Below are 20,584 nucleotides of genomic sequence, written 5' to 3' on the forward strand. Positions count from 1 at the left end.
GAGCCCGCCTCTTTGAAAGGCGAGCTCCCCAACCTTTTATAGTCCGATTTCTTCTTTAATCAATTTATTGACCAGTTGCGGATTGGCTTTCCCTTTGGTCGCTTTCATCACTTGACCCACGAGGAAACCGAGTGCGCGGTCTTTGCCGTTTTTCAAGTCTTCCACCGACTCTTGGTTGGCCGCCAACACTTTGGTCACTTCCTCACGCAACTGCCCTTCGTCGCTGATTTGGACAAGGCCCTTCTCTTCGACGATCACATTTGGTTCTTTACCAGTTTCAAGCATCTCTTTAAACACTTTTTTAGCGATTTTGGTGCTGATCGTCCCTTTTTGGATCAGTTGAATCATGCCAGCCAGATGAGCGGGCGTCATCACGATGTCCGTGATCTCTTTCCCTTCCGCATTGAGGTAGCCCAACAGATCAGTAATCACCCAGTTGGAGGCCAATTTGGGGTCGACATTGGCCGCAACCACTTGCTCATAATAATCGGCAACTGCCTTGGTATTGGTAAGAATCGTGGCATCGTAGTCGGACAGTTGGAATTCTGTCATATAACGCTCCTTACGAGCATCCGGCAACTCCGGCAACTCGCGACGGATCGCTTCTTTCCAATCCTCTGAAATATGCAGGCGCACCAGGTCCGGTTCTGGGAAATAGCGGTAGTCATGCGCTTCTTCCTTGCTGCGCATCAACTTGGTGCGATTTTCATTTTCCAACCAGCGCAAGGTCTGCTGAGTGATCTTCTCGCCCCGATCCAACATCTCCGCTTGGCGTCCTTGCTCATACTCCAGCGCCCGCTCCACATTGCGGAACGAGTTGAGGTTTTTCATTTCCGTTTTGGTGCCAAACTCTTTTTGTCCCACCGGCCGTAAGCTGATGTTGGCATCACAGCGAAGCGATCCTTCTTCCATCTTCACATCGGACACGCCGGTGTACTGAATGATCTGCTTCAATTTCTCCAGATATGCTCTGGCTTCCGCCGGAGAGCGCAAATCAGGCTCTGATACAATCTCGATCAATGGCACTCCGACCCGGTTGAAATCGACGAGAGAGCCTTCTCCCTCTTCCAGGTGGTTCAGCTTTCCTGCATCCTCTTCCAAATGCAGGCGTGTGATCCCGATTCGTTTTTTCTCCCCATCCACCTCAATCTCAATCCAGCCGTTTTGCCCGATGGGTTGGTCATACTGCGAGATTTGATACGCTTTGGGTGAGTCTGGATAGAAGTAGTTTTTCCGATCAAACTTGCTGTATTCGGCGATCTCGCAGTTTAAGGCCATAGCAGCCTTGATCGCGAAGTTGACCGCTTCTTTGTTAAGCACCGGCAGCACTCCGGGATGTCCCAGGCACACCGGGCAGGTGTGGCTATTTGGCGGAGCCCCGAATTCCGTAGAACAGCCGCAGAAAATCTTGGTTTTCGTGGAAAGCTCCACATGGACTTCCAGTCCGATCACCGTTTCATATTTGCTCATGCTTGTTTCCCTCCCAACGGCGGAACAGGCAGTCGTTCCGTTTCTTGCTCAAACGCGTGTGCCACACGGAGTACGGTCGCTTCGTCAAATGCTTTGCCGATGATTTGCAGGCCGACCGGCAAACCTTCAGCCAAGCCGCACGGCACGCTGATCGCGGGCAATCCAGCCAGGTTGACAGGGATGGTCAAGATGTCGTTCATGTACATCGTCAACGGATCGTTGATGTTTTCTCCGATCTTAAAGGCTGTCGTCGGCGTCGTCGGACCAACGATGACGTCATAGTCAGCGAATACCCGTTCAAAATCTTGACGGATCAAGGTGCGCACTTTTTGCGCTTTCAAATAGTACGCATCATAATAACCCGAGCTAAGCGCATACGTACCCAACATAATCCGCCGTTTCACTTCCGAGCCGAATCCTTGGCTACGCGTTTCAAGGTACATGTCCAACAGGTTTTGCCCTTGTTTGCGCACACCATAACGAACCCCGTCATAACGGGCCAAGTTGGACGATGCTTCCGCTGGAGCGATCAGATAATAAGCAGCCACGGCATAGTCGGAGTGAGGCAACGACACCTCTTCCACCACCGCTCCCATTTGTTCCAGCTTCTTGATCGCCGCTTGAACGCGCTCTTTAACCCCCGCATCGATCCCTTCACCCATCATCTCTTTGGGCACTGCCACTTTGAGCCCTTTGATATCGCCCGTTAAGGCGGACAAGAAGTCAGGCACGTCCACTTGGGCCGACGTAGAGTCTTTGGCATCATGCCCGGAAATCGCCTGCAACACATAAGCGGCGTCTTCCACGTTTTTGGTCAACGGACCGATCTGATCCAGCGATGAAGCAAAAGCGACAAGACCGTACCGGGAAACCCGTCCATAGGTAGGCTTAAGGCCGACCACGCCGCAAAACGCCGCTGGTTGCCGGATCGATCCGCCTGTGTCAGAGCCCAAAGCGTAATAAACTTCTCCCGCAGCGACAGCTGCCGCAGAACCGCCACTAGAACCACCCGGCACCCGGGAGAGGTCCCAAGGATTGTATGTAGGATGGAAACCGGAGTTTTCCGTAGAGCCACCCATGGCGAATTCATCCATGTTCAGTTTGCCGACAGTCACCGATTCAGCTTCAGCAAGCTTATCGACAACGGTGGCATTGTAAATCGGGTTGTAGTTGGCAAGCAACTGGCTGGCACAAGTAGTCGTCAGCCCCTCCGTGCACAAGTTATCTTTGAGCCCGGCCGGCAATCCTGCCAACAAGCCGCGTGTGGAGGAATTAGCCCACTTTTCATCCAGCTCTGCTGCTTGTTTGCGCGCCCCTTCTTCATCTACTTTCAAAAAAGCGCGCACGTCGCCGTCCACTTTCGCAATTTGCGCCAAGGACTCTTCAACCAAGTCACTTGCCGACAATTCGCGAGTGGAAAGTCGTTTATGTATTTCCTTCAATGAGTCACGCAATAAAGACATTCCCTTTCCCCCCTATTATTCAAATACAGCTGGCACACGGAACATGCCGTCTTGTTGCTCCGGCGCATTGGCCAATGCTTTGTCCCGCTCAAGCGAAGGCCGAACCTCATCTTCCCGAAGCACATTCTGCATGGGCAGGACATGGCTCGTCGGTTCCACGTTTTCTGTGTCCAACTCGTTCAGCTTTTCCACAAATTGAAGAATATCGTTAAGCTGGGTGGTGTATTGTTCCGCTTCTTCCTCGGACAACTTCAATCGGCCCAGCATCGCTACTTTTTGCACTTGTTCTTTGGAAATAGACAATTTTCTTCACCTCCGCAAACAATAAACCTTGCATCATAAGTCAAATCTTTTCACAGTATAGCACAAAAAGAAAGCCAACACTCACTAAGGAGTGCCGAGACGGATGACAAAGTGCCCTGAAGCGGGCTGTCTACCATCTGAACACTCGCAAAGGAATGTCGGCAACAGCCTGATTCACCTTTTACACAATAACAATCGAAATATTCCATCTCTTCTTGACGAAGCTTGTCTGCTTGTGAAATTATGTTCTGTATTGGCGGAAGTAGTCCTTGATGATCGCCACAAACGGCTCCAGTGTCTCCACTGCTTCCTCTTTGCAAATGAATACGATGCTCTCCTTTCGGTATTGTTTGGGGATGGGATAACTGCGAATCCATCCTTCCTGCACCAATTTGTCGCTCATGGAACGAGAAACGAGCGCCACTCCCATTCCAGAGCGCATGCACCCCAGCAAATTTTCAATCGTATAAAATTCTATTTTTTTATGAGGGATGATCTGTTCCTCAGTCAACCACCGTTCCAACTTGGCCCGGTATCGACATCCCTGCCGCAAAAGAAGCAGCGTTTGATTTTGCAAGTCTTTATACGAGGTCAACGGGGGATGAGAAGCGTTCATAATCAAAACCAATTCTTCGTCGATAATGTACTCTTTGGCGAGCTTCACTTCTTTGTCGAAGTCAATCACCAACGCGCCATCCAATTCATTGGCAAGCACGGCATTGGTAAGCTCTTCGGTGGTGCCGGTCGACAAGGATAGGTTTACTTGGGGATGCAATTGATGGTAAAGGGAGATGATGGGTGACATGTGGAGATTGGATGTAATGACTGTCGCACCAACAGCCAAAGAATCGGGGGCGGGTGGCAGGTGATGGATGGACTGTTTCATTTCTTCATAAAGAGCTAGAATTTTTTTGGCGTATTCCAAAAAATCTTTTCCCTTCGGTGTCAATTCCACGCCCCGACCTGTTCGGTAAAACAACTGTGTCTGAAACACCGACTCAATCTTTTTGATCCGGTTGGAGACATTGGCCTGAACATAATTCAAGCGGACGGCCGCCTTGCTGATGCTTTTATGGGTGGCCACGGATTTAAATACTTCCAAATCACTGATATTCATGTCCCAGCATCACCTGTGTATGATTTTTTTTGATATCTATTATTAACACTAATAGTTTAACATAAATAAATTTAAACATTATAATGCAACCGCAAAATAATTGTTTAAATATTCCGTATAATGGAAGTGGATAGCATGGCTTTAACTTATCCAAAAGTGATCTCAAACCGCTATGAACAATGCGATCTTCAAGTGGGCGGACTCTGGCATCCGTGACATCCTCATCGGTTCCGAAAACCACCTTTTTAACTTTGCTTCCCTTCCCTCTTTTCTCTTTACCGCTCACAGTATGCATCATTACGATGCAAATACGATTTGCCATTTTAAAAATTGTATATATAATTAGAATAAAATCTCTATTTTAACACTGCTCTCTTGAGGAGGTAGGGTATGATCCGTTCTCGTTGGCTTTCTTATCTGCTATGGACAGGCATCTCTGTGCTTGGCGCCGCCGCTTTCGCCATCCTTGCACTACAACGCGGTGAATCGGTCAACGCCATCTGGCTACTGACGGCTGCCATCTGCTCTTATGCCATCAGCTACCGCTTTTACAGCCGTTTTTTGGCCAGAAAAGTATTTGAATTGGACGACAATCGCAAAACGCCAGCCGAGGTTCACAATGACGGCAAAGATTTCGTCCCCACCAACAAATGGGTCTTGTTTGGGCACCACTTCGCAGCAATCGCTGGCGCCGGCCCGCTCGTCGGTCCGATCTTGGCCGCGCAAATGGGATATCTACCAGGCACCCTGTGGATCATTGTCGGGGTCGTAATCGGTGGCGCCGTGCATGATTTTATCGTTCTCTTCGGTTCCATGCGCAGAAACGGAAAATCCATCGGCGACATCGTCAAGGAAGAGATCGGGCCCGTCGGGGGCTTCACCGCCCTGATCGGCATTCTCGGCATTCTGATCATCTTACTCGCCGTGCTGGGCTTGGTAGTCGTCAAAGCGCTCGCCGACAGCCCTTGGGGCATGTTCACCATCGCCATGACCATCCCCATCGCCTTGTTCATGGGCGTTTATATGCGTTATTTGCGGCCGGGGAAAGTGCTGGAAACCTCATTGATCGGATTTGCCTTGCTCCTTCTTTCTCTCTATCTGGGGCAATGGGTGTCCACCCATCCCACGCTAGCCGCCTACTTCACCCTGGAAGGCACCACCATCGCTTGGCTCATGATTATTTACGGCTTTATCGCTTCTGTTATCCCGGTTTGGTTATTGTTGGCTCCCCGCGACTATCTGAGCACCTTCCTGAAAGTGGGCACGATCTTCGCGCTGGCCTTCGGTATTTTGCTTGTACTTCCTGATTTGCAAATGCCCGCCATCACTAAATTTATCGACGGCACTGGCCCCGTGTTTGCCGGCGACCTCTTCCCGTTCGTCTTCATCACCATCGCTTGCGGCTCCATCTCCGGGTTTCACGCCCTGGTGTCATCTGGCACCACTCCCAAAATGATTACGCGCGAATCCCATGCGCAGATGATCGGCTTCGGGGGCATGCTGATGGAGTCACTCGTCGCGGTGATGGCACTGATCGCCGCCTGCCTGCTCACACCAGGCGTCTACATGGCCATGAATAGCCCGGCAGCCATCATCGGCACCGACGTAGCCTCCGCTGCTGCTACGGTTTCCAAATTCGGCGAAGTATTCACGATCACACCGGCCGACCTGCAAAATTTGGCCAACGACATCGGTGAACAGTCGATCTTGTCACGCACGGGCGGCGCCCCCACCTTGGCAGTTGGTATTGCTACCATTTTCTCCAGCGTGATCGGCGGAAAGACACTCATGGCCTTCTGGTATCACTTCGCCATCTTATTTGAAGCGGTGTTCATCCTGACGACGATTGACGCCGGCACACGGGTCGGCCGTTTCATTTTGCAAGATCTGCTGGGGCATTTCCATCCCAAGTTAGGAAAAACAGACTGGTATCCCGCCAACATCATGGCCAGCGGTCTGGTCGTGGCCGGATGGGGTTACTTTTTGTACCAGGGCGTAATTGACCCACTGGGCGGCATCAACACCCTGTGGCCGCTATTCGGCATCGCCAATCAGATGTTGGCGGTTGTGGGATTGGTGGTAGGCACGACGATTCTCATCAAAATGGGTAAAGCGGTGTATGCTTGGGTTAGTTTTGTTCCGCTCGTTTGGCTCACAACGGTGACGATGACCGCGGGGTGGCAAAAACTATTCCATGACTCCCCCTCTGTCAGTTTCTTGCAGGCAGCCGATAAATACGAGCAGGCAATCGATTCCGGACAAGTGCTGGCACCGGCCAAATCCATTGCAGAGATGGAGCGCATCGCGTTCAACAACCACATTGACGCGGTGATGACTATCCTCTTCATGGCCTTGGTGGCAATCATCATTTTCGATGCGGTGCGCGTCTGGTACAAAGTGCTGGTCAAGCGAGAAAACCTTCCGCTGAAGGAGGCACCCTATATCCCACGCCAACCTGGAGTATAAGGGAGGGAAAGTCATGGAGAAACAAGCGACTTGCCCAATCTGGCTTAAAATGTTGAAAGCGCTGGCATCCTATCTGAACGGCATGGCCGGGGTACCAGACTACGAGCGGTATCTCGCGCATTTTCACAAGCATCATCCTGGAGAAACCCCACTTACCGAAGCGGAATTCCATCGTCGGGCCACCGATGAGAAATATGGCGGCGGGAGCATTCGCCGGTGCTGTTAAACAAAAAGCCAGACGGCCATATGGCTGTCTGGCTTTTTGTTTGCCGGCGCATCAGATCCCTTAGTTAGTTTGCGGCTTCACTTCTTCTTTCTTCACTTCGGCTTTAGCGGAAGCAGGTTCCGTCACAGTCGCCTCAATTGCCTGAGGCTTCTCTTTTTTGTCGTCATCATCCATCAAGCCATTGGTCGCGTTTTTAAACTCGCGAATCGACTTGCCAAGGGCTCGTCCCAAATCCGGCAACTTCTTCGGCCCAAACAGAATCAAGGCCACGATAAAGATCAGAATCCACTCGATCCCATTGATGCCCATGATTTCCCTCCTTCCGGCAAAAAAAGATCGGGCACATGCTCAGTTGTATTATACAGCTATTTGCCACCAATAGAAAAGAAAAGCCTATTTTCCCCTCGCACTGGGCTTTTCCTTTTAAATCTTCACCTAAACAAAAAAAGCACTGTCCAACAGCGCTTTTCACATCAACCCACGCTTTTGTCCATCAGCTTGGACAACTCCTTTTTTTGCTCCGGCGAGCAGAGCGCCAACGCTTGCATGATCTTAGATTGCCATTCTTCCTCTCGTGCCAGCTGTTCATCAAATGTTTGTTGCCGATGTTGCATCGACGCGATCTCCTGCTTGATCTCCTTCATGTCCTTTTCCAATCCGACCCAATGTCGCTCCCACTTCTCCAAACGCTGTTCCAACCGCACCATATCTTCATGCATCCGGTTCATGTCCGTCTTCAACTGCTCCACGCTCGCTCCTTGGACATCTAATCGTTCAAGCACCGCATAGATGAGCGATTTGATCTCCTCCATAACCATCAGCCCCAACCCTCTTAGTTATTCTCTTACGCTTCTCTTTTCTATCATCAACCTTCTACAAAAGCCTTGTTACTGATCGGCTCCTTCCCAACCCGCACGACAATCTCATGTATATTATATAATAACCTGAATATCCAAAATATGTCTATCCTGCTAATTTTTTCTCCAACTGTCTGCTTGCTTGCGAGAGACCATAATTGATCACAAAATAGACCAACGACACAAAAATCAGCAATGGAACGGTCATGTTGTAATAACGGCTGTACACGATTTGTGCGTTATGCATCAATTCGGGCAATGAAATGGCTACCGCCAGTGAAGTATCTTTCAATAATGAGACAAATTGGCTCACCATCGGCGGTATCATGCGTCGCAATGCTTGCGGCAACACAATGTGCCACAAGGTTTGCACATAAGTCAAACCGGAAGCCCGCGCTGCCTCGATTTGCCCCTTATCAACCGAATTTAGGCCACCGCGCACGATTTCCCCGACCAGCGCTGATGTGAAAATGGTCATGCTGATGATCACCGATATGGTGATCGGCAATTCCCAGCCCCATTCTTTGAAAGCAAAAAAACCGAAGAAAATGATCAACAAAAGCGGGAGGTTGCGAACCGTTTCAATATATAGTGCCGCCAAGTGGGACAACACGGGTATTTTGGTGTAGCGTAGCGTCCCCAAAACAATGCCGCAGATGAAACTAAACAAAATTGAAAACAAGGCGACTTCCAAGGTGACCAACAGCCCGTCCAGCAATGTCTTCATGATGTCGGCGCGTGTCAAGAAAGAAAAATCCATCGCTTCCCCCTCCATCTAACTTGATTTCCTGCCCAGCCAACAGCGTTCTAAAAAATGGACCAACAGACTGAGCGGAACAGTGAGCAGCAGATAAACGACGGCAACAAAAAGATATACGGGCGTCACATCGGCTTCCGTCGTCGCCACATCGGTGAAATACATCAGTTCTCCACCCGCGATCACCGCCAACACGGACGAGTTTTTCACCAGATTGATAAACTGGTTGCCAAGCGGCGGGACAATCAGCTTAAACGCCTGTGGCAAAATAACGTACCACATCGCCTGGACATAAGTCATTCCCGACGACCTGGCCGCTTCCATCTGTCCGCACGGCACGGATTGAATTCCGGCCCGAATCACTTCTGTAATATAAGAACTGGTGTAAATGGACAATCCAATCGTCCCCACCGCAAACTGTGAGAGCTTGATCCCCACCGCAGGCAAAGCGAAAAAGACAAAGAAAATCTGCGCGACGAGGGGGGTGTTGCGGATGAACTCAACATACGCCGTTCCAAAACCAGCCAACGCCTTAACACCGGAGATGCGCAACACGGCAATCACCGTACCTAAGATCAGGCTGAAGACCAGTGCGAACAAACTAACGGAAATCGTTGTCCACAACCCATCATAGAACTCTTGCTGATAAAACTCCAAAAAACTGAAATCCACCTGCACACCACTCCTTTCTCATTCCCGCTCGGCTGAAAGCAACTTTCACATCATTTCAGCGGAAAAGGATGTTTTCCGACCACAGATCAGTGACACCGTTGGAAAACATCCTTTCCTTCCTTTGCTCCCGCTTCTATTTCCCAGGCGAAGCTTGTACCGCCTGTCGGGGCAGATCTTTAGGCGGCGCTTGTTTAAACCACTTCATGTACAGATTGGCATAGGTACCGTCCGCGATGATTTGATCGAGAAATTGATCGACATAAGCTTGTAGCTCAGTCGCCCCTTTTTTCAAGCCAATGCCGTAAGGCTCTTTGGTGAATTGGCCCCCAACCAATTTGAAATTAGGATCTTGTTGTTGCATACCCATCAATATACTGTCATCCGTGGTCAAGGCGTCCACTTGACCCGCGCGCAAAGCAGTAAACGCATCAGCATAATTTTCGTACAATTGAATTTGCGCGCCAGGCTCCACTGACTTCAGGTTATTTCCGCTGGTCGCCCCTTTGGCCGTGGCCACTTTTTTCCCTTTGGTATCATGCACTGTTTTGATGGAACTGTTGTTGGGAACAAGCAACGATTGACCAGCCATGAAATAAACGCGGGAGAAATCGACTTCTTTTTCTCGTTTCTCCGAAATCGTCATTGTAGCGCAGATCAGATCGATGTCTCCGCCATTGAGCAGCTTGATCCGCGTTTTGGAATTCACTTCTTTTAACTCCAACTTGGACTCATCGCCCAGCATGCGCTTAGCCAACTCTTTCATCAAGTCGATTTCAAACCCTTTGACCTGTCCGTCCGCAGGATCTTTATATCCAAACAGGTACGTATCGTATTTGACACCGGCAACCAGCTTTCCACGTTGCTTAATCTGTTCGAGCGAGTTGTCATCGGTTCCCTTTCCTCCACCGCCGGTTCCGTTGCAAGCGGCGCCAAACAACGCCAAGGCGACGATCAGTAAAAGAGCGCACCATTTGCGCATGCCAATCTCCCCTTTTCATGTGCCTTCTCTCCACTCCACTGTTCCTATAACACGTCCTGCCCCACGCGTGGCTCAATGTTTTAAGATTTTGCTCAAAAAGATTCGTGTCCGCTCTTCTTTCGGGTGATTGAAAAATTGGTCAGGAGTAGCGTCTTCCAAGATACGGCCCCCGTCCATAAAAATAATCCGGTCGGCCACTTCACGGGCAAATCCCATCTCATGTGTCACCACAACCATGGTCATCCCTTCATTGGCCAGCGTTCGCATCACATCCAACACTTCACCGATCATTTCGGGGTCCAGTGCCGATGTCGGTTCATCAAACAGCATGATCTTTGGCTTCATGGCCAACCCACGGGCAATAGCCACGCGTTGTTGCTGTCCGCCTGACAACTGAGACGGATAGCTGTTCGCCTTTTCCGGAATGCCCACTTTGGCCAAGTATTGACACGCGATGCGTTCCGCTTCCTCTTTGGGCATTTTGCGCACTTTGCGGGGTGCCAACGTAATGTTTTCCAACACTGTTTTATGCGGATACAAATGAAAATGCTGGAACACCATACCAATTTCTTGGCGCAAGCGATTGATGTCCGTTTTTTTGTCCTGCACATTGCATCCATCCACAATCAGCTCTCCGTCCGAGATCGTCTCCAACTGATTGATACAACGCAACAACGTGCTTTTGCCCGAACCACTCGGGCCCAAAATGACGACCACCTCACCTGCTTTGATCTCAAGATGGATATCGCTTAAAACTTGAAAGTCGCCATACCATTTATTCACTCCCTTAAAACGGATGATGGCTAATCCCCCCTTCATTGCAAAAACAGCAGCAATATTCAATCCTTTATTCCGGTCACCCGGTCATGCTTTTAGCTTACATTGAAGGTTTCAAAAAACATCAAATCGCTACAATAAGTTACAATTCGCCGCCATTTCTTTTTTCCATGGCAAATAATAAACCCCGAACCCCACCTGCACGGGTGAGATTCAGGGTCTTCCGCAGTGTGATGAAGGAGGCATGCCAATGCCAACCCAGTCGCTCGCGAGGCGTAATGTGAACGTCACCATCCCTCCTCTTTATTCAGTTGAGCAAACCTAATCGATATGATTTTAAAGCCTTTGAGATCTCCTCCATCACAAAATGATCCTGGCTGTCCCTGTAAAGAAACAAAGGTTCCAGATGATGCGTCAAAATGGCGTCAATCTTGGCTGGCGGAAACTTGTCCGGTCGGAGAATGCTATGTATTGCTAATCCGTCTACCAACGCATACAGCCGCTCTGTCTCCAAATCAAGGTCAAGATCAGGTTTTAATAAGTTCACCTGCGTCAGCAAGCGTAACGCTCCCCGAATAATTTGGTGCAAGTCTTCATACATCTCTTCATTCAGCGGCTGTAGCTCAGGATCATGCAGCGCCTTGGCTGAAAACGAATGCCACACTTCCACTTCCAATTGCCTGTCCTCATCCAATGGGATGAACTGCTCCAGCAACAGCTTGAGGTCATTGAAGGGAACTCCCGTGTAAGGGATGGTTTCCAACCGATGCGCGATGCGGTCAATCAGATGCTTGGTGGCAAACACGAACAGCTGCGACTGGTTGGAAAAATAATAGCGCATCGAGCTGACCGGCAATCCCGCTTCTTTGGCAATGTTGCGCACAGTGCATTGCTCCAGCCCTTCATTACGAATGACCCGCCAAGCAGCTTCCGCGATTTTCTGTTTTTGTTTTTCGTGATCCACTTTTTTTGGCATGACCTGATTATAGCATACTTGATTTATTTAGCACAATTGTGCTAATTTTTATTCAGCACTGTCGTACTAAATAAAACCAAAGGATTGGAGAGGAAGCATAAAAGATGGCACACGCCAAGCGAATCAAAACGCTGGATATTTTGCGGGGGTTGGCGATCTTAGGCACATTGGGGACCAATATCTGGCTATTTGCGTATTTGGGTGACTTAAATTATCTTTTAACCTTTACCCATAGCGAATGGTGGTCCTCAGCAGACACGTTTTTGCGCATCTTGATGCTTGCTTTGGTCAACGGAAAATTGCTCGGTTTGTTAGCAATCATGTTCGGTATCGGATTAGAGTTGAAATATCAACAAACGCAGCGATTGGGACGCCCCTGGCCGGGCATGTATATATGGATTTCACTCATTTTGCTGTTGGAAGGGTTTCTGCACTTCACCTTGGTGATGGAGTACGACATTTTGATGTCCTATGCCGTGACGGCGATGTTAGTCGCCTTCATCGTCAAGGGGGGAGAAAAAGTCATACGCATCGCCATGATCGTCTTCGCGGTCATTCACGCTTTCTTCATCGGCTTCGTCAGCTTGGGGGTGCTGTCTCATCAAGTCAACGCCGACACAATGTCCACTCCCCAAGCAGTGCTCACCCTCTATCAAAGCGGAACCTGGTGGGAACAGGTGCAATATCGGCTCAGTGATTTTTGGCTTCTGCGCCTCGAAGCGATCTACGCCATTCCTTACAACGCCCTTCTGTTTTTGATCGGTGTCAAATTGATGCGAAAAGGGGCCTTCCAAGATGACGTCAACGGACGGAACCTGCGGAGAAAATTGATGAAAATCGGTTTGCTCGTCGGCTTGCCTCTCAATATGTTGTGGTTTGTTCCTGGCGGTTATTTCGACTTTCCGGTGCGATATCTATTCGCCCCGATTCTGTCGCTCGGTTACATGGGGTTGATCGGGTGGTTGGTAGACAAATTTCGTTCCTTGTCTCTGTGGGGCTTCTTGGAGAACACAGGTAAAATGTCTTTGAGTTGTTATGTATTGCAGAATATCGTGTGCTCCATTTTGTTTTACGGATGGGGATTTGGCTTGGGCGGCAATCTCAACTCACTTGCGGTCATCGTCATTTGGATCGCGGTCTGCCTGTTTCAACTGCTTTTCGCCTGCTTATGGCTCCGGCGCTTTCCCATGGGACCGATGGAAACCGCCCGCAAGGTGCTGACCGGATTGCTGGAGAAAGAAAAACAGACGGAAAAAAGCTTGCGCGCCTGATTGCGGGGCGATACGACAAATAAGCCGCCGGGTCGATGCCCGACGGCTTGTTCTTTGCACAAGCTTACAGTGCTTCGGATACCAATTTTGCTTGGGTGAACAGCAACAGGTAGTCACGGCCACCTGCTTTGGAGTCCGTACCAGACATGTTGAATCCGCCAAACGGATGAACACCTACCAGCGCACCCGTGCACTTACGGTTGAAGTACAGGTTACCCACGAAAAATTCTTCGCGTGCGCGTTCCAAGTGCATGCGGTTGCGGGAGATGACGGCACCGGTCAAACCATAATCGGTGTTGTTGGCAATTGCCAAGGCATCCTCAAAGTCTTTCGCTTTGATGAACGCCACCACCGGACCGAAAATTTCTTCTTGGGCAATCCGTGCATCAGGTGCCACATCCGCAAACACGGTCGGCTGGATGAAATAACCGTTTCCTTCGGCTTTGCCACCGCCAGCCATCAGGCGGCCTTCTTGTTTACCGATCTCAATGTATTCAAGGATTTTGTTGTATGCTTTGTCATCCACAACCGGACCCAAGTCAATGCCCAAGGTTTGTGCTTCGCCAACGTTAAGTTCTTTCGTTTTGGCAACCACTTTTTCCAACACTTCATCATACACATCTTGGTGGATGATGGCGCGAGAGCATGCGGAGCATTTTTGGCCGGAGAAACCAAATGCCGACTTCACAATGCTGTCTACTGCCAAATCGATGTCGCAGTCACTGTCTACTACGATGGAGTCTTTTCCGCCCATTTCAGCCACTACGCGCTTAATCCATTTTTGGCCTGGCACGGTTTTAGCCGCCAACTCGTTGATGCGCAAGCCGACTTCACGGGAACCGGTGAAGGAGATGAAACGGGTTTTCGGATGGGTCACAAAGTATTCTCCCACTTCTCTGCCTGGTCCTGGTACATAGTTGACTACACCATCAGGCAGGCCAGCTTCTTTGAGGATCTCCATGAATTTGTAAGCAATCACGTTGGTTGGGGTCGCTGGTTTCAGCACGACGGTGTTCCCTGCCACTACTGCGGCGGTGGTCATACCTACTGTGATCGCGAGCGGGAAGTTCCATGGCGGAATGATCGCACCCACGCCAAGCGGGATGTAGTAAAGGTTGTTGTCTTCGCCCGGCAATGGGGTCAGCGGTTGACGTTCGCTCAAGCGAATCATTTCACGGCCGTAGAACTCCATGAAATCAATCGCTTCCGCTGTATCCGCATCTGCTTCTGGCCAGCTTTTGCCCGCTTCCAATACCATCCAAGCCGAGAATTCATGCTTTTTGCGGCGCAGGATGGCAGCAGCTTTAAACAGCACACGCGCGCGTGCTTCCGGGCTCACTTTTTTCCAGCTTTCAAAAGCGGTGAGAGCCGTTTGCATCGCTTTTTCAGCCAATTCGGTATTGGCTTCGGACACAATCCCGATCACTTCATCCACATTGGATGGGTTGATCGATTTTACTTTGCGATCGGTTTTGATGTGCTCGCCGCCGATGATGATGTCATATTCTTTGCCCAGCTCAGACTTCACTTTGTTTAAAGCGGTTTCAAAAGCGCGACGATTAGCTTCTTGGGAAAAATCCGTAAACGGTTCGTTGCGGTACTCGATCATTTCATAACCTCCTATAGCTTGATCGTTCCTTGATAGTGTAGCCCACTACCCACCCTACCATGAAACGACGGGCAAAACGAGCCTTGTTTATTTTTATTTCAAACTATATAATAAAAAGACCTTTTCACCTAATACTATACAATAATAAAATTCCAAATGAAAGTAAGAGTTCCTTTAACCTGTGACCGCTCCAACTTAAGCACCCATCAATAAAAAAGGCTGGTTCCCCATCAAGGCTATCGCTTCCACTTTTCACTCTCCCTCTTATTCCATTTTCATCCATCCGGTATTCCATCAAACCAATTCACTCTCTCCACAAAATAATATTATCATCTGTCTTTAAAATTTTATAATCATGCAATAAATTGCATAAACATTCGCTTTATTCCCGCGACTACTGCCCATTTTCTCCGCATAACATGGTACGGAAATCGCATGCAAGGAGGAACAAACATGTCCGATATCAAACAGGCCACACATTTTGAACAGCGGTTTTGGCTGGCTGTGTTGCGGGATCATTGCCAATTCATTCTTGATGCACTCGGCCCCTCCGAGGAGAAAGAAATCGCCCAAGCGCAGGCGCTGTTGCAACGGTTTACCCATTTGGCTGACCACACCCCCTTTGACCTAAACGCGTCACAGGAAGCCGCTCAATCGTTGAGAGAGCTGAAACTCTATCTTTTGCGCCGCTTGTTAACCGAATCCATCACCTTTCATTTGCCGCCAACCTTCATCAATCATATGGTGAACGAAATCGATGAGTATCTACGCATTTTGGGATGCCTGATCAACAATCAAGTTCCGCCCCTTGAGCATCCTTTGCACCACCACCTGCTTTGGTTGCCCGACGCGGCCGGACACGCGGAAGGGATTCAAATCAATACGGATGGTACGGAAAAAGAATTTAAACGCAAACAACGCTATTTCATTAAAAAATTTGAGGAATTTTACATAAAAGCTATCGAGTTAACCGGGTATTTACGCACCCAGCTGGCTCATTTCCCCGCCTTGTCCCGTTTTAACAAGGAAGTGGATTTGGAGATCCGAGTGTTTCAATCATTTTTGCGAGAGGTAGAAGAGCTTCGCCTCAGCAACAAGTTGTTGGGCACCCTCGCCCCGCTGATGGCCGACCACATGTACAGAGAAGAATGCTATTATCTGCATAAGCTGGCACAAGTATCAGAAATTAAAAAACCCCGTTGCCGCCCAATAGAAAATTAGGCGGGCCCCCTAGTCATTCCACCACACTTCATGTTCCTCCCCTCATAGGATATAGCAATACCAATATTCTCTTAGGGGAGGAACATAACCGCCATGGACAATATCATAAGCAAGCAGCATAACAAACGATTGCTGCAACAAGACCCTCTCTTGGCTCCCCACCTACCCAAGACGCTCCCCCTCACTTTGTCCAACCTCGATGACATGCTAAAACGGTACGCTTTTGTTTATTTGAAACCGGATAATTCCTGCCAAGGCAAAGGGTTATTTCGTGTCGACCGCCTCGACCCTTTCCATTACGCCTTGCGTTCACGCGAAGAGCACCGCCCCCGTGTCTACCAATCCCTTCACACCCTATACACTGATCTGCTCAAACATAAAATGCGCCGTCGGTATTTGATTCAGCGTGGAATCCGTAGCCAGACATTAACTGGGCAAATGGTAGACATCCGCGTGCACTTGTCCCGTGTGCACGGCAAGTGGGTGGTGGCAGGGATCGTCGGACGCGTCGCACCCCATCGCCGGATCGCCACCAACGCCTACAGCGGCGGAAAGTCTGTTCATGTCTATCCCCTCCTGACCAAAGGCATGGGATACACACACCACGCCGCGCTGGCGACCATTGACGACATGATCACGCTATCCCGTCGGGCTGTTGCGGTCATGACCGCCCGTTATCCCAAATGGCCGGAATATGGACTGGATATAGGCATCGATGGCAATGGTCACCTGTGGATCTATGAAATCAATATTAAGCCTGGCGGTTTGGTGTTCAAAAACTTAAGCGCCAAAGCGTATAGGCGGATTCTGCTGATGCACCGCCTGGCTCGCTGACGAGGAATTGGGCGATTGATTCTGTCTGGGGAACGGGTATAAGGTACTTTCATCCGTGGCATGCTAGAAGGAGATGACAAACGCAAGGGGCGAAGGTTGATGAGCCATCCGTTTCAGTTATTAGTGAAATTTATTTATACCAGTCTCATTCTCTACCTCATATTGGGCTTTGCCTATCATGTCCCGACCGCATGGATTTTGCTCACCAGCATTGCCTTGACTTTATCGGGCTATGCAATGGATGTCTATCTCCTGCCGCGGATCGGCAATCTGTTTTCAACCCTCTCCGATTTATTTGTGAGCTTCACTTTGGTCTGGTTGATCGGCACCTACACATTTGATAGCGACATCGGACTGCAATTGTATAAGCTTCAAAACATCCCGCTTTTTCAGCTTTCGCTGACGGTTTCCATCATCTATAGCGCGATTGAATGGTTCTTTCACCGCTGGATCCATCGTCTGAGCGGAAAGGAAGAAATTTTTCCGTAAAAAAGCAACCCCCAGCCTTGGGCCGAGGGGTTGCTCTTTTTCCTCGTTCAATTATACAACGTATTTTTCCGCATCCAAGATGCGCGCAGCAATGGTCCGTTTCAACGCCACTTCGTTCAGCGGTTCGAGGCGTGTGAGTCTCTTCAGGATAGACAGTTGCGTACGCAACACATCTCCCTCTTCCAACGCTGCCAGGGTGTGGCGAGCGAACGATTCCACCCGCTGGAACGATTCGTAGATGAACGCGCGAGTCAAATCGATTTTGGCTTGCTCTTTGTCTTCGCCATTTTTGGAGATGGCTTTTTTGGTGCGCAACAGCGCGCTTTCCATAGCGAACGTCTCAATCGCGATGTCTGCGATGTCACGCAGAATCTCTTGTTCTTTGTTCAATTCGGCCTCGTATTTTTGCACAGCCAAGCCTGCGACCATCAGGAAGACCTTTTTGGCGTTTTCCACCAGATGCTCTTCCGCTTCCAAAGCAGGAGCGTCTTCTTCTGGGATGTATGGCATCATGGACAGCAGCTCTTCTTGAAGTTCCATTCCCGCTTGCAGGAGCGGCAGCTCGCCTTTCATCGCTTTTCTCATCAAGGTCGCCGGAATGAGCAAGCGGTTGATTTCGTTGGTTCCTTCAAAGATGCGGTTAATCCGCGCGTCACGGTACATATTTTCGATCTCATACTCATTCATGAAGCCGTAACCGCCGTGGATCTGTACCCCTTCATCCACCACATAGTCCAGCACTTCCGAACCGAACACTTTGGCGATAGAACACTCAATGGCGTATTCTCCGATCGCTTCAGCAACAGCTGCACCTTCAGCGTCTTCTACACCTTCCAGTCCGGCGTCAAACATGCCGCCCACCCGGTAGGCCAAGCTTTCCAACGCGTAAATTTTGGTAGCCATCGTCGCCAACTTCTCTCGAATCAAGCCGAATTTGGCAATCGGAATATTAAACTGTTTGCGCTCTTTAGCGTATTTGGCGGAGATCTCCAATGCCCGCTTAGCCGAACCCAAAGTACCTACAGCCAGTTTATAACGGCCGATGTTCAGGATGTTGAAGGCAATTTTGTGCCCTTTGCCTACTTCACCGAGCAGGTTTTCCACAGGCACTTGCGCATCTTGCAGGATCAGTGTCCGCGTGGAGGAACCTTTGATCCCCATTTTCTTCTCTTCCGGACCGACGGATACGCCCGGGAAATCACGCTCAACGATAAAAGCGGTAAACTTGTCGCCATCTACTTTGGCGTACACGACAAATACATCAGCAAAGCCGGAGTTGGTGATCCATTGCTTTTCACCGTTCAAGATGTAATGCTTGCCGTCCGGGCTTAACACTGCAGTGGTTTTAGCTCCCAGCGCGTCGGAACCGGAGCTCGGCTCGGTCAAGGCGTAAGCGGCGAACTTTTGTCCCGTAGCCAAGCCGGGCAGGTATTTTTTCTTTTGTTCTTCATTACCGAAGAACACAATCGGCAACGTACCGATTCCGACATGAGCACCGTGGGACAAGCCGAAAGCGCGACCCAGGGAGATCTTTTCGGTAATGAGGCTGGAGCTGATTTTATCCAAGCCGAGTCCGTCGTATTTCTCCGGCACATCGGCACCAAGCAAACCCAATTCGCCCGCTTCGCCCAAGAGGCGCACCGTGTGCTCAAATTTGTGCTCTTCGATTTCGTGCAACACTGGCCACACTTTATCTTTAACAAAGTCTTCTGTTGTTTTGGCAATCATCTTTTGCTCTTCGTTGAACTCTTCCGGAGTAAACACATCTTGCAAGTCCGCCTGTTCCAGCAGAAAAGCGCCGCCTTTTACTTTTTTATCCGCCACTTTTGTCATCCTCCCATAGTCAAAGTGAATATAAGATATGCTGGCGTTTGCCGGCGCCGTGCTGTCGCGCCGGCATGGTTGTCTGTGTTACGAAACCCGTTCAATCAAGCCGGCCGCGCCCATACCGCCGCCGATACACATGGTTACGATTCCGTATCTTCCATTTCTCCGTTCAAGCTCGTTTATGATGGAAACAGTCAGCTTCGCTCCGGTACATCCCAGCGGATGGCCCAACGCAATGGCACCACCGTTGACATTGACGATCTCCGGATTGATGCCCAGCTCCCGAATCACCGCTACCGCTTGCGAAGCAAATGCTTCATTCAGTTCAACCAGGTCGATCTCATCCAAGGAGACTCCCACTTTGTCGAGCAGCTTCGGTACAGCTGCCACCGGTCCGATTCCCATGATCTCCGGAGCTACTCCGCCCAAAGCGAACCCGCGGAAAATGGCTAGCGGCTTCACACCCAATGCTTCCGCTTTCTCACGGGACATGATGATTACCGCTGCCGCGCCGTCACTGGTTTGCGATGCATTTCCCGCGGTCACCGTGCCATTCACATGGAAAACGGGACGCAGCTTGCTGAGTGTTTCCAAGTTGGTGTCCGGACGAACCCCTTCGTCGGTGTCAAACACTCGCTCCGTAAACTGCAACTTGCCTTTGGCATCGAAGGAATGTTCTTTCACCGTGATCGGTACGATTTCGTCTTTGAATTTGCCCGATTGGATGGCCGCATACGCTTTTTGATGGCTGGCGAGCGCAAACCGGTCTTGGTCTTCACGGGTTACATTAAACCGCTTCGCCACTTCCTCGGCCGTGTGTCCCATGGACATGTACGCCTCCGGCAAGTGCTCCATCAAATAAGGGTTGGGTGCTGGCTTGTAGCCACCCATCGGCACCATGCTCATGCTTTCCACTCCACCGGCGATGATGATGTCGGCGAAACCGGCCATGATTCTCTCCGCAGCGATTGCAATCGTCTGCAAACCGGAAGAGCAGAACCGGTTTACTGTCATCCCCGGCACATCGTTTGGCAATCCGGCACGCAAAGCGACGAGCCGAGCCATGTTCATGCCTTGCTCTCCTTCAGGGAAAGCACACCCCAACACCACATCTTCAATCTCTTTCGGGTCCACCTGCGGGACGCGGCGCAATAAATCTTTTACCACCTCTGCGGCCAAGTCATCTGGGCGGGCATGTTTCAAAGACCCTTTCCCCGCTTTGCCGACCGCCGTTCTCGCCCCGGCGACAATCACAGCTTCACGCATAATC

The 20,584-nt window shown here is 50.1% G+C and carries 21 protein-coding genes; 6 read left to right on the forward strand and 15 right to left on the reverse strand.

Annotated elements, in window-relative coordinates:
* Positions 1-36: 36 nt before the first annotated feature.
* The 5 genes from gatB to EDC32_RS07600 form a co-directional block, all read right to left on the reverse strand.
* Positions 37-1,470 carry an Asp-tRNA(Asn)/Glu-tRNA(Gln) amidotransferase subunit GatB gene (gatB, locus tag EDC32_RS07580; protein WP_022737052.1) on the reverse strand — a complete coding sequence of 478 codons (1,434 nt, stop codon included), beginning with the start codon at positions 1,468-1,470 and terminating at the stop codon, positions 37-39.
* Positions 1,467-2,933 carry an Asp-tRNA(Asn)/Glu-tRNA(Gln) amidotransferase subunit GatA gene (gene gatA / locus EDC32_RS07585; RefSeq protein ID WP_132221146.1) on the reverse strand — a complete coding sequence of 489 codons (1,467 nt, stop codon included), beginning with the start codon at positions 2,931-2,933 and terminating at the stop codon, positions 1,467-1,469. The genes gatB and gatA overlap by 4 nt, the downstream gene beginning before the upstream one ends.
* Positions 2,934-2,948: 15 nt before the next feature.
* Positions 2,949-3,236: an Asp-tRNA(Asn)/Glu-tRNA(Gln) amidotransferase subunit GatC gene (gene gatC / locus EDC32_RS07590; protein WP_022737054.1), complete on the reverse strand. Its 288-nt coding sequence runs from the start codon at positions 3,234-3,236 to the stop codon at positions 2,949-2,951.
* A 241-nt stretch (positions 3,237-3,477) separates the two neighbouring features.
* The gene (locus EDC32_RS07595) at positions 3,478-4,353 is read right to left on the reverse strand and encodes a LysR family transcriptional regulator (protein ID WP_132221148.1); all 876 of its coding nucleotides are present in this window, start codon (positions 4,351-4,353) and stop codon (positions 3,478-3,480) included.
* On the reverse strand, positions 4,340-4,639 hold the full coding sequence (locus EDC32_RS07600; RefSeq protein WP_132221150.1) for a hypothetical protein: 300 nt from the start codon (positions 4,637-4,639) through the stop codon (positions 4,340-4,342). Before EDC32_RS07600 ends, EDC32_RS07595 begins: the two co-directional genes overlap by 14 nt.
* Positions 4,640-4,743: 104 nt before the next feature.
* Between EDC32_RS07600 and EDC32_RS07605 the strand changes: the two genes are divergently transcribed.
* Positions 4,744-6,819, forward strand: a complete 2,076-nt coding sequence (locus tag EDC32_RS07605; protein ID WP_132221152.1) for a carbon starvation CstA family protein — start codon at positions 4,744-4,746, stop codon at positions 6,817-6,819.
* A gap of 13 nt (positions 6,820-6,832) precedes the next feature.
* Positions 6,833-7,045, forward strand: a complete 213-nt coding sequence (locus EDC32_RS07610) for a YbdD/YjiX family protein (RefSeq protein ID WP_022737057.1) — start codon at positions 6,833-6,835, stop codon at positions 7,043-7,045.
* A 60-nt stretch (positions 7,046-7,105) separates the two neighbouring features.
* Here the strand turns inward: EDC32_RS07610 and EDC32_RS07615 are convergent, their stop codons facing one another.
* The 7 genes from EDC32_RS07615 to EDC32_RS07645 form a co-directional block, all read right to left on the reverse strand.
* Positions 7,106-7,354, reverse strand: coding sequence for a twin-arginine translocase TatA/TatE family subunit (locus EDC32_RS07615; RefSeq protein WP_132221154.1), 249 nt, complete (start codon positions 7,352-7,354; stop codon positions 7,106-7,108).
* A gap of 164 nt (positions 7,355-7,518) precedes the next feature.
* The gene (locus tag EDC32_RS07620; protein ID WP_132221156.1) at positions 7,519-7,857 is read right to left on the reverse strand and encodes a hypothetical protein; all 339 of its coding nucleotides are present in this window, start codon (positions 7,855-7,857) and stop codon (positions 7,519-7,521) included.
* A gap of 151 nt (positions 7,858-8,008) precedes the next feature.
* Entirely contained in the window at positions 8,009-8,662 is a 654-nt protein-coding gene (locus tag EDC32_RS07625; protein ID WP_132221158.1) for an amino acid ABC transporter permease, read from the reverse strand.
* Positions 8,663-8,677: 15 nt separating this feature from the next.
* Positions 8,678-9,337 (reverse strand): amino acid ABC transporter permease, encoded by a 660-nt coding sequence (locus EDC32_RS07630; protein WP_132221160.1) that lies wholly within the window; start codon positions 9,335-9,337, stop codon positions 8,678-8,680.
* 127 nt (positions 9,338-9,464) lie between these two features.
* Positions 9,465-10,310, reverse strand: a complete 846-nt coding sequence (locus EDC32_RS07635; protein WP_132221162.1) for a transporter substrate-binding domain-containing protein — start codon at positions 10,308-10,310, stop codon at positions 9,465-9,467.
* Positions 10,311-10,382: 72 nt separating this feature from the next.
* Positions 10,383-11,129: an amino acid ABC transporter ATP-binding protein gene (locus EDC32_RS07640; protein WP_132221164.1), complete on the reverse strand. Its 747-nt coding sequence runs from the start codon at positions 11,127-11,129 to the stop codon at positions 10,383-10,385.
* A gap of 265 nt (positions 11,130-11,394) precedes the next feature.
* Positions 11,395-12,063, reverse strand: a complete 669-nt coding sequence (locus EDC32_RS07645; protein ID WP_132221166.1) for a TetR/AcrR family transcriptional regulator — start codon at positions 12,061-12,063, stop codon at positions 11,395-11,397.
* Positions 12,064-12,167: 104 nt separating this feature from the next.
* Here EDC32_RS07645 and EDC32_RS07650 point away from each other — a divergent pair, with 104 nt between their 5' ends.
* Positions 12,168-13,334 carry a DUF418 domain-containing protein gene (locus tag EDC32_RS07650; protein WP_132221168.1) on the forward strand — a complete coding sequence of 389 codons (1,167 nt, stop codon included), beginning with the start codon at positions 12,168-12,170 and terminating at the stop codon, positions 13,332-13,334.
* Positions 13,335-13,398: 64 nt separating this feature from the next.
* On the opposite strand, the gene pruA is transcribed toward EDC32_RS07650, so the two are convergent.
* Complete coding sequence (pruA, locus tag EDC32_RS07655; protein ID WP_132221170.1) at positions 13,399-14,943, reverse strand: L-glutamate gamma-semialdehyde dehydrogenase; 1,545 nt, start codon at positions 14,941-14,943, stop codon at positions 13,399-13,401.
* Between the two features lie 453 nt (positions 14,944-15,396).
* On the opposite strand from pruA, the gene EDC32_RS07660 reads away from it, so the two are divergent.
* From EDC32_RS07660 to EDC32_RS07670, 3 genes are all read left to right on the forward strand, one after another.
* On the forward strand, positions 15,397-16,164 hold the full coding sequence (locus EDC32_RS07660; protein WP_132221171.1) for a DUF2935 domain-containing protein: 768 nt from the start codon (positions 15,397-15,399) through the stop codon (positions 16,162-16,164).
* Between the two features lie 93 nt (positions 16,165-16,257).
* Positions 16,258-16,998 carry a YheC/YheD family protein gene (locus EDC32_RS07665; protein ID WP_132221173.1) on the forward strand — a complete coding sequence of 247 codons (741 nt, stop codon included), beginning with the start codon at positions 16,258-16,260 and terminating at the stop codon, positions 16,996-16,998.
* 99 nt (positions 16,999-17,097) lie between these two features.
* The gene (locus EDC32_RS07670; protein WP_054096248.1) at positions 17,098-17,487 is read left to right on the forward strand and encodes a DUF2512 family protein; all 390 of its coding nucleotides are present in this window, start codon (positions 17,098-17,100) and stop codon (positions 17,485-17,487) included.
* A 51-nt stretch (positions 17,488-17,538) separates the two neighbouring features.
* Here the strand turns inward: EDC32_RS07670 and EDC32_RS07675 are convergent, their stop codons facing one another.
* Positions 17,539-19,320 carry an acyl-CoA dehydrogenase family protein gene (locus tag EDC32_RS07675; protein ID WP_211341906.1) on the reverse strand — a complete coding sequence of 594 codons (1,782 nt, stop codon included), beginning with the start codon at positions 19,318-19,320 and terminating at the stop codon, positions 17,539-17,541.
* A gap of 78 nt (positions 19,321-19,398) precedes the next feature.
* Positions 19,399-20,580, reverse strand: coding sequence for an acetyl-CoA C-acyltransferase (locus EDC32_RS07680; RefSeq protein ID WP_132221175.1), 1,182 nt, complete (start codon positions 20,578-20,580; stop codon positions 19,399-19,401).
* Between the last annotated feature and the right edge of the window lie 4 nt (positions 20,581-20,584).

Source organism: Laceyella sacchari, assembly GCF_004343255.1.
GTDB lineage: Bacteria > Bacillota > Bacilli > Thermoactinomycetales > Thermoactinomycetaceae > Laceyella > Laceyella sacchari.